Raw genomic sequence first — 9,175 nt, 5'->3', positions numbered from 1 at the left:
GTCACTACCACCGTGGCCCACCCCGCCCCCACGGCCGGTCACGGTTCGTGACCGGCCGTCAGAGGTCGTGTGCGGTATACGTACTGCGGAACGTCCTGGGCTCTGCGCTGATCGGGTCAATAAAAGACATGGCCACCGCCGTGAGCCCCATCGGCCGCGTGAAGTCTTCGTCGGCGACCGCGGGGACGAAGGGAAGCTCAGCATCGACGTCCCACAGCGCAGCATCTGAGAGCCGGCCGTAGAGCGGATCTGCGGTGATGGGGGTGCCGAACAACCTCATGTTCACCCGGAGCTGATGAGTGCGACCACTGTGCGGCTCCAGGGTCCACACCACACGACGCCGGTCCCCGGTGCCCGCCATCCGCACACCGGTCACCCGCGTCTCCGCGTTCGGCTCCCCACCCGTCAGATACGTCGCCATGCGACCGCGCAACTTCACCATGTGGTGCCGCAGCACCCACGGCTCATCCGCCGTCGGAATGGGCAGGTCAACTGAGGAACTACCCGCCGACAACGCACCTTCCGGTACCGGAAGCAGCGTTGTGCCCTCCGGTGACGACCGCTCCGGGTCCAGCCTGTCCGCCCAGCCCTCCGGAAGCGGCGTGACGGCCTCGTAGGTCTTGCGAACGCTCCGGCTCTCGAAGAGTCGCTGGTACGCCCCACGGACATCCTGTCGCGTGGTGAAGAGGAGCACACCGCGGGTCAGTCGGTCCAGCCGGTGAGCCGGAGACAGCGAACTGATCCCGAACTGGCGACGTGCGCGGACCACCGCCGTCTCCGTGATGTGCTGCCCCCGGGGCAGCGTCGACATGAACGACGGCTTGTCGACGACCAACAGGCGGTCGTCCCGGTACAGTTCCCGGAGCTCCCCGGGAACCGGGCGCTCCGGTGCGGGCCGTCTGTAGAACCAGATGAACTCACCCGCGTCGACCGGTTCCCCGGGAGTGAGGACATGACCGTCGTCCAGACGTACGGCACCGTCGGAGAAACGCTGCAGGACCGCCGCCAGGTCGTCCGCCGGGTCATGGTGTTGTTGTGTGGCGATGAGACGCTGCACGACCTCCATCGCGGTGGCCCGGGCGTCGACCCGGACACGCGACGGGTTGAGCCCGTCGACTATTGGGAGGGGTGGATTTCGCAGGCTATGCTCCTGTCCATGGATATCTCACAGATCATCGACTTCCTTCAGACATCCCTCGGCCAGGTTGTTCTCCGGGCGGTGGAGTCCGTCTACGAGTTCCTCTTCCCGAGCAACGCCCCGGGGGCGCCGAAGCCCTGATCGGCTTCTCTCGTCGTCGGTTGAGTATACCCACCCCCGGTGGGACCACCCGGAACGGCGGGGCTACCCCTGAATGGGAGGTTTTCTGCAGTGAACCTCCGTCCGGGGGATAATGGAGGTGCAGAGGGAAGCCACCTACCTGAAAGGGGTTCCGAGATGTCGGACGCCAAGGCCACCAATGAAATCGTCGTCGCAGTCGACGGCTCAGACGCAGGCGCCGCCGCCGTCGCCTGGGCAGCGAATGCGGCATCCAAGCGGAATGCCCCGCTGAAGCTCGTCACGGCCTACACCATGCCCCAGTTCATGTACGCCGACGGCATGGTTCCCCCTCAGGAGCTCTACGACCAGCTCGAAGAGGAGGCGATGGCCAAGATCAACGAGGCCCGGGAAGCTGTCCGCGATTTTGACGAGAACATCGAGGTCAGCTACTACATCGCCGAGTCCACCCCCATCGACCTGCTCCTGCAGCTGTCGGAGGAGGCCGACATCGTCGTCATGGGCTCCCGCGGGCTCGGCGGTCTTTCCGGGCTGGTGCTCGGCTCCGTGTCCTCCGCGGTCGTCTCCCACGCGTCCTGCCCGGTGGTCGTCGTCCGGAAGGACAATGACGTCACCCCGGTGAACAAGTACGGTCCGGTGGTCGTCGGTGTGGACGGTTCGGACGTTTCCCGAAAGGCCCTGGAGTACGCCTTCCGCGAGGCGGACTCCCGCGGCGCGACGCTGCGCGCAGTCCACAGCTGGGCGGACGCGCAGGTCCAGACCAGTCTCGTCGGCCTCGCGGCCGTGCAGAGCCAACTGGACGCGATGTCCGCACAGGAGCGCAAGATCCTCCAGGACGAGCTCGCCCCGATGCGGGAGAAGTACCCGGACGTCCAGGTGGAGGAGGTCGTCGACCGCGACCGCCCCATCCAGGTCCTGAAGGACAACGCCGACGACGCCCAGCTGCTCGTCCTCGGCTCCCACGGTCGTGGCGGATTCCGCGGGATGCTGCTCGGGTCCACCTCCCGGGCGCTGCTGCAGTACGCGCCGTGCCCGATGATGGTCGTGCGTCCGACGGCGGAGTAGTCGCACGTCCGGCACCGCCGGTGCCACCCCCGGCACAGTCTGTCGGGGGTGGCACCGGCTTGTGTAAAATACGGCAGGAACGGCGGGTACGGCCCGCCGACAGAACTACCCCGCACATATGGAGGGACGACATGGCCGGCACCGGTTCCACGACGACCGACGGCAGTGGTGTGTCCCCGTCCAAGGCGAAGAAGACGACGAAGGGCCCGTCCACGTCACGCCGGCGCAACCGTCCGGGACCGCGGCAGCGGCTCCTGGGCAGCGCGACGCACCTCTTCACCACCGAAGGCATCCGGGTCATCGGGATCGACCGCATCCTCAGGGACGCCGACGTGGCCAAGGCCAGTCTCTACTCCCTGTTCGGTTCGAAGGACAACCTCGTGGTGTCCTACCTCGAGGAGCTGGACAAGGACTGGCGTGACCGCTGGGAGAAGATGTGCGAGGACCGGCCGAAGCCGGAGGACCGCATCCTCGCGTTCTTCGACATGTGCATCGCCGAACAACCGGGGGAGAACTACCGGGGGTCGCACTTCCAGAATGCGGCGAGTGAGTACCCCCGCCCGGACACCGACAGCGAGCACCGCATCCGTGCCGCCGCTCTCGAGCACCGCCGCTGGTGTCGTGACACCATGGCTGACCTGCTCACCGAGAAGTTCGGGTACGCCTCACGCACCCTCGCCGACCAGCTGATGGTCTTCCTCGACGGTGGTATCGCCGGTGCGAAGATGAACCGTACGGTCACTCCTCTCGAGACGGCGCGGGAGCTCGCCAAGCAGCTGCTCTACACGGCCCCGATGATGTACTCCATCTGAGTCGAGGGGCACCGGCGTCCGCTCGGGTGTCAGTTCTCGAGCCGGTGGCGTCCCCGGTAGGGGCGGCGGGACGTCTCGTCGTCGGCGTCTGGCATTCGGTGCCTGCCACCTCCCGTCCGCGACGGCGCAGGTGCCTCGGAAGGCTCAGCAGCCGCGGACGGGCGAGGCGCTTCATCCGCTGTGGAGGGCGCCGCCGGGACCTCCGCCTGTCCCGGCGCCCCGGTGTCCGCATCCTCGCGGTTCTTCGCCTTCCTCTTCGCCGTCCTCTTCTCCTCCATCGCCTGACGTTGCAGTGCGCGCTGGCGGGCGCGACGTTCCGCCCGCTCGAGTTTCTCGCGCTTGACGACACGGTCGGTGGCCTCCCGGTCCGAGGCCTCCTCCGCCGTCAGCCTGTCGCGTTCCACGGCGGCCTCCGTGCGCACTGTCTCCAGTGACGACTGGCGCAGCGTGGCCTCCAGTTCCCTGATACGGGCGGTGCGTGCCCGCGAGCGCTCCTGGAAGTCCTTCTCCGCCTGTTTGACCTCCCGGCGCCGTTGCCTGCGTGCGGCGCCGACCTCTGCGCGGTGCCGACGGAACTCCTCGGAATAGGGGACCTGTCGGTCGAGGACGAGGTGCAGTCCGATGTTCTGCGTCATCGTCCACAGGTTGTTCATCACCCAGTAGCACATGATGGCGGCCGGAGCCGGCCCCGCCAGCCCGAAGACGATCGGAACGAGAATCGCCACCGGCGCTAGGAAGAACAGCATCTTGAACGTGGCACGGGCGGTGCCGTTGTTCTCGTCGAGCGTCATCCAGTTGCGGTAGATGGAGTACGCCATGTTCAGTGTGGTGAATACGGCGGCGGTGATGCACAGCGGCAGTGCGAAAGTGAAGACCTCGCTGTCGGTGGTGCCCAGGAAACTGAACTGTTCATCGGACATCGTGGAGTATGCGGCGAGGGGGACGCCGAGGATGTCCGCACCGAGGAAATGGGAGACGTCCTCGCCACTGAGTGCCCCGATACCGGCGTGGGACGTCGCCTCGAGGTCGGACGGGCGCGCAACCTGGAGGAGAATACGGTACAGGCCGATGAAGAAGGGGATCTGAATCAGCGCGGGGACACAGCCGTCCCGCATACGGTAGCCGTTGGAGAGTTGGAGCTCGCGTCGTTTCTTCAGCAGTTCTTTTCGCTCCGGCTGGCTGAGACGGTCCCGGTATTCCTCGTCCAGTGCGGCTAGTGCCGGACGCAAGTTCACGAGAATGCGGGTGGAACGGTAGGCGCGGTAGGCGAAAGGCACGAGAAAAAGACGGACCGTCAGCACCAGCAGTGCGATCGACGCGGTCCATGCGGTGGTGTCGGAGACACCCACGGCGGTCAACGCCATGTGCCACAGCTTCATCACTGCGGATACCGGGTACTCGATGAACTCCACGTGTCGAGGATACTGTGTTTCCCGGGGTAAGCACGTGGCGGAGGGGTGATTCAGGGGGCGTGTTTGTGTCAGCTGCAGGTCAGGTGCAGGCCATGTGCAGGTAGGGCGGACAAAAGAACCTGCGACGGCAGAGCCGTCGCAGGTGGTTTCTCGTCCTCCCCGTTGTCACTCCCCGTATTCCGCCCGTCCGGTCGTGGTGACCGCGTCCCCCGGCGGTGAGCACCGTCGACGGGGAGGGGCGGGGGTCAGAGGGTGATTCAGCGGTCGGCCGGGTTGGCGGCCTCGTAGGCCTCGATCACCTCTCGGGCGATCTGGCCACGGCTGGAGACCGGGAGGTCGTTGTCGCGTGCCCACTGGCGGATTCGGCGGTTACGGCCGGAATCGGACTTTCCGGAGTTGCCGGCGGGGCGGCCCCGGCCACGGGTGCGTGTCACCTTCGTGCCGGCGGCGATATACGGCTCGATGGTGTCCGCGAACTTCTGGGCGTTCTCCTCGGACAGGTCCAGGACGTAGGTGGAACCCTTGTAGCTGAATTCGACCACGTTCACCTCATCTGCGGTGAGAGGTGTGTTGTCGAGATCGTCGAAGAACTGGGTGACTTCTTTGCGTGCCATGGTGTCGGATGCTTCCTTCCGGGCGATTACACTTTTCGATAGTGAAATTATGGCATCGGTACATGCCGTTATCCGGAAGTGTAGCGGAGGCGATCGCCTATTGTCATCTCCTGATTAGGGAAATGCTCAGACCTTTTCGTTGAACTGTCGGTCGAGCAGGTCGAGTTCTGTGGAAACGCTGGACGTGAGGTTACTGGTCTGTGAGTCCGACATTCCTGAGGCATTGTCGAGAGAATTCTCCAGCTCGTCGAGGCGGGCATTCGCGTCCTTCGCGAATCCGGCGGGGACGTTGCCGCGCTCGAGACGGGTGCGCATGTCGGCGATCCGTGCACGCTGCGGTGCCCCGACGCCGACGAAATTGGAGAATTCGGCGGTGGTGCCGCGTCCGGTACCCCGCTGGGACAGCTGGGTGAGTACCCGGTAGGCCAGCGGAATCGCGACCGGTAGCAGGACCCGGAGGGCACCGGTGTAGCGCAGTACATTCCTGGAGTTGAAGCGTCCGGCCTTGAGCTGCTGGACGGTCGCCTCAGCGAGTTTCGCGTCGTGCTTACGCTGTTCCTTCAGGTCACGGGCCTCCTGCTTGCGGACCTTGCGGGCCATCTTCTGCAGGTACTCCTCCTTCCTCCGGTCCAGTTTGGCGGTCTCGCGTGCTTCGGTCCGGGCCTGGACCTTCGCGGCCTTGTAGCTCGCCCTTTTCTCGTGCCGCCGCCGTCGTGCCGAACTGAGGATTCCCATGACCTGTGTTCTCCCGTACCTGTCGTCGTGCCACTCAATGCCGGTCATCGCCGGCCGTTTTCTCCGTGCCAGTCTACTCAATAGTATGTGGGCGTATGTGGGAGTATGAGGGCACTGATGCGACGGGGGCTCCGGTCCCGGTCACCCCGGCGGACCTGACCGGTTGCCGGTACCGTCGGGTGCTCACACGCGCACTGTCTTCCGGCCGGGTCTCGGCGGAGGTCACGCCGGAGGCCGTGGTGGACAGGGCCACGGGCAGGTGCCGCGCCCGGTTGCGGCGTCAGGCGGTGGCTGCGGCGCTGCCCCGGACGTCCCGGTTCGGTGAGCGCCTCGTCCCCACCCGTGTCGACGTGGAGGACGACGGCACCGCCGAGGAACAGACGTTGGAGGCGCTCGCCGCCGGCACCCGGCTCATCGTCGGCGGCCGTCTGGCGGACGGGGCCCTGGCCTGTGACGTCGACCTGCTCGTCCGCACGGACGACGGCGCCGGCCCCACCACGGGCATGACCTACATGCCCGTCACGGTGACCTCCCACACGGTCGCCGCGAGGACAGCGAGTACGGCGGGCACAGCGGGGACGGCGGGGAGGCCCCGGAACACCGGGGTCCGGGTGGTCGATGTCGCGGCGTTGGGTCTGGCCCGGCCCCTGCCGGTGGGGCTCAAGCACCGCAGTACCCCGGTGGACTCCCAGAAGGTCGCCGTCGCCCATGTCCTGCTGGAGGTAATGGGGTTGGGTTCAGGCGACGTCGGTTTCATCGGCGCAGACCTCTCGCAGTGTCTCGTCATCCCCGCCGAGCGTGTGGTGCCTGGGCTCGTCCGGGCCCTGGAGGCGCCGGTCCCGGCCGAGCCCACGCGGGTGCGGGAGTGCGGTACCTGCGAGTTCCACAACCACTGCCGCGCCCGGCTGCTGCGCAACGGCGACCTCAGCCTGATGCTGCCCGGTGACCGGGCCGCCCGGTGGCGGGACGAGGGCATCGGGACCCTCGCCGAGCTCGCCTCGGCGGGGAGGGGGGAGACCTCGGCGTTGGCGACCGCGTGGCTGGCCGGGGTGGGCTACCTGCGGCGGCCGTTGCGACGGTGGATCGTGCGGACCGACCTGTGGTGCGGCCACACCTTCCGGATGCCCGGGCGCCTGCTGGACGGCGAGGAGCCGATGGCCGACGAGCTCGCGGACGCCGTGGAGATCGACGTGGACATGGAGGCGCACCCTGACCGGGGGACGTTCCTGTGGGGCACGTTCGACGGGTCGGTCTACCGCTCCTTCGCCGACTTCGGACGGTCCGGTGACGAGGGACGCCATGTAGCGTCCTTCTGGACGTGGCTGTCGGCACGGCGCGCCGCGGCGGCCGACGAGGGCCGGGTGTGCCGGGTGTACTGCTACTCCCGGCAGGGGGAGAACCACTGGCTGCGCCACTACGCCGGACGCTTCGGCGGGGCGCGGTACCCGTTGCCCGACGGCAGGGAGGCGGTGATGCCCACCCTGGACGAGGTCAACGACTTCCTCGCCTCCGAGGAGTGGGTGGACGTCTTCGACCTGGTGCGCGCCGCCGTCGCAGCGAACTCCTCGCTGGGGCTGAAGTCCGTCGCCCCCCTCGCCGGTTTCACCTTCAGCCAGGAGGACGTCGATGGCCGCGTCGCAGTGGACCTGTTCGAGGTCGCCGTCGGCGGGGACGGTGCGGCGCAACGCACACTGGAGCGCTACAACGCCGACGACTGCTTCGCCACCGCCGCCGTCCGGAACTGGCTGCGGCGGGGCGCGCCGGGAATCCCTGCGCTCTCTCAACCGTTGGACAGTGTATGAACTTCCTCGACCGTATTCTCGCCATGAACGCAGCACAGTCGGACGGACCGTTCCGCGCGGAGCGGCCGACCGCCGACACCGCCCTCTCCGGGGGGCGGCACCCCGTGCTGGAGAACCCCCGCCCCCACACGGTCCTCGGGACACCGGTCACCGGGCCGTGGAAGGAGGGACAGGAGCACCTGGTCATCGGCCTGGGGTGTTTCTGGGGTGCGGAGAAGCTCTTCTGGCAGTTGGAGGGTGTGGAGTCGACCTCGGTGGGCTACGCCGGCGGCTTCACCCAGAACCCGACCTACCGTGAGGTCTGCACCGGCCGGACGGGGCACTCCGAGGTGGTGGACGTGGTCTTCGACCCGGAGCGTGTAGACGTGCGCACCGTGATCCGTACCGGGCTGGAGAACCACGACCCCACCCAGGGGGACCGGCAGGGCAACGACCTTGGGTCGCAGTACCGTTCGGTGATCTACGCGACCTCTCCGGAGCAGCGCGACATCGCCCTGGCGGAGGTGGAGGCCTACGGCCGGCGGCTCGCGGAGGCGGGGTACGGGGAGATCACCACGGAGGTGGCCCTGCTGTCGGAGACCCCGGCGGGGGAGTACTACCTCGCGGAGGACGAGCACCAGCAGTACCTCGACAAGAACCCCGACGGCTACTGCCCGGTCCACGCCACCGGGGTGACCTGCGGCTAGCGTCCGACCGGGGCGACGTGCGCCCCGAGCACGTCGACGAGGTCCCCGGGGGCGATCTCGATGTCGAGGCCCCGGCGCCCGCCGGAGACGAAGACGGTGGGGTGGTCACGCACCCCGGCGTCGATGACGGTGGGCAGGGGTTTCTTCTGCCCGAGGGGGCTGATGCCGCCCACGACGTAGCCTGTGGAGCGTTCCGCGTCGGCGGGGGCCGCCATCGCCGCCTTCTTCGCCCCGAAGGCGGCGGCGACGGCCTTCAGGTCGAGGGACTGCGTCACCGGGACGACGGCGACGGCCATGCTCCCGCCGTGGCGGCCGCCGTCGAGGGTGACCAGCAGTGTCTTGCAGATGCGTCCGGTCTCCACGTCGCCCAGTGCCGCGGCGGCCTCCGCACCGAAGTCCGTGACCCCGGGGGTGTGCTCGAAGGTGTGGACGGTGAACGGGGTGCCGGCGGCCTCCAGGGCCAGAGTGGCCGGGGTGCCGCCGGTACGGTTCCTGCTGTTCTTCTTCCTGCTCACCCGGGTCAGTCTACCCGCGCAGGACAACCCCGCCCCGGGTGTGCCGGTGACGGGGTTGTCCGTGTACTGCGGGGAACCGGGCCGTGGACTGGGCCGTGGGCTGGGGGACTAGGCCTTGGCTGCGGCGTAGCGCTCGGCGACGTCGTCCCAGTTGAACACGTTCCACACGGCCTTGACGTAGTCGGCCTTGACGTTCTTGTACTGCAGGTAGAAGGCGTGCTCCCACATGTCGAGCATCAGCAGCGGGGTGAGGTTGGC

The 9,175-nt window shown here is 67.7% G+C and carries 11 protein-coding genes; 5 read left to right on the top strand and 6 right to left on the bottom strand.

The features are described 5' to 3' along the window. Positions 1–58 precede the first annotated feature (58 nt). The gene (locus tag Q0A34_RS05790; RefSeq protein ID WP_291479059.1) at positions 59–1,066 is read right to left on the bottom strand and encodes a pseudouridine synthase; all 1,008 of its coding nucleotides are present in this window, start codon (positions 1,064–1,066) and stop codon (positions 59–61) included. Between the two features lie 90 nt (positions 1,067–1,156). Between Q0A34_RS05790 and Q0A34_RS05785 the strand changes: the two genes are divergently transcribed. The 3 genes from Q0A34_RS05785 to Q0A34_RS05775 all read left to right on the top strand — a co-directional run bounded on the left by Q0A34_RS05785 (position 1,157) and on the right by Q0A34_RS05775 (position 3,153). Beyond that, on the top strand, positions 1,157–1,279 hold the full coding sequence (locus Q0A34_RS05785) for a hypothetical protein (protein WP_291479058.1): 123 nt from the start codon (positions 1,157–1,159) through the stop codon (positions 1,277–1,279). Between the two features lie 156 nt (positions 1,280–1,435). After that, positions 1,436–2,341: a universal stress protein gene (locus Q0A34_RS05780; protein ID WP_291479057.1), complete on the top strand. Its 906-nt coding sequence runs from the start codon at positions 1,436–1,438 to the stop codon at positions 2,339–2,341. Positions 2,342–2,472: 131 nt separating this feature from the next. Further along, positions 2,473–3,153: a TetR/AcrR family transcriptional regulator gene (locus Q0A34_RS05775; protein ID WP_291479056.1), complete on the top strand. Its 681-nt coding sequence runs from the start codon at positions 2,473–2,475 to the stop codon at positions 3,151–3,153. A 29-nt stretch (positions 3,154–3,182) separates the two neighbouring features. Here the strand turns inward: Q0A34_RS05775 and yidC are convergent, their stop codons facing one another. The 3 genes from yidC to Q0A34_RS05760 form a co-directional block, all read right to left on the bottom strand. Beyond that, the gene (yidC, locus tag Q0A34_RS05770) at positions 3,183–4,565 is read right to left on the bottom strand and encodes a membrane protein insertase YidC (protein WP_291479055.1); all 1,383 of its coding nucleotides are present in this window, start codon (positions 4,563–4,565) and stop codon (positions 3,183–3,185) included. Between the two features lie 257 nt (positions 4,566–4,822). Next, positions 4,823–5,179: an Lsr2 family protein gene (locus tag Q0A34_RS05765; RefSeq protein WP_291479054.1), complete on the bottom strand. Its 357-nt coding sequence runs from the start codon at positions 5,177–5,179 to the stop codon at positions 4,823–4,825. A 126-nt stretch (positions 5,180–5,305) separates the two neighbouring features. Further along, on the bottom strand, positions 5,306–5,962 hold the full coding sequence (locus Q0A34_RS05760) for a DUF6474 family protein (RefSeq protein WP_291479053.1): 657 nt from the start codon (positions 5,960–5,962) through the stop codon (positions 5,306–5,308). A 131-nt stretch (positions 5,963–6,093) separates the two neighbouring features. Here Q0A34_RS05760 and Q0A34_RS05755 point away from each other — a divergent pair, with 131 nt between their 5' ends. Together Q0A34_RS05755 and msrA are read left to right on the top strand one after the other, a co-directional pair. Next, positions 6,094–7,716 carry a ribonuclease H-like domain-containing protein gene (locus Q0A34_RS05755; RefSeq protein WP_363316432.1) on the top strand — a complete coding sequence of 541 codons (1,623 nt, stop codon included), beginning with the start codon at positions 6,094–6,096 and terminating at the stop codon, positions 7,714–7,716. A gap of 23 nt (positions 7,717–7,739) precedes the next feature. Continuing rightward, positions 7,740–8,402, top strand: a complete 663-nt coding sequence (gene msrA, locus Q0A34_RS05750; RefSeq protein WP_291479051.1) for a peptide-methionine (S)-S-oxide reductase MsrA — start codon at positions 7,740–7,742, stop codon at positions 8,400–8,402. Here msrA and ybaK read toward each other — a convergent pair. Both ybaK and Q0A34_RS05740 read right to left on the bottom strand, forming a co-directional pair. Beyond that, complete coding sequence (gene ybaK / locus Q0A34_RS05745; protein WP_363316431.1) at positions 8,399–8,917, bottom strand: Cys-tRNA(Pro) deacylase; 519 nt, start codon at positions 8,915–8,917, stop codon at positions 8,399–8,401. The genes msrA and ybaK overlap by 4 nt on opposite strands. 108 nt (positions 8,918–9,025) lie before the next feature. After that, positions 9,026–9,175: Fe-Mn family superoxide dismutase (locus Q0A34_RS05740; RefSeq protein ID WP_291479060.1), on the bottom strand; the 150-nt coding region annotated here is incomplete at its 5' end.

It is taken from the genome of Corynebacterium sp. (assembly GCF_022712195.1).
GTDB lineage: Bacteria > Actinomycetota > Actinomycetes > Mycobacteriales > Mycobacteriaceae > Corynebacterium.
The sequence above is the reverse complement of the archived record's forward strand: the minus strand, read 5'-3'. Positions and strand labels throughout refer to the sequence as shown.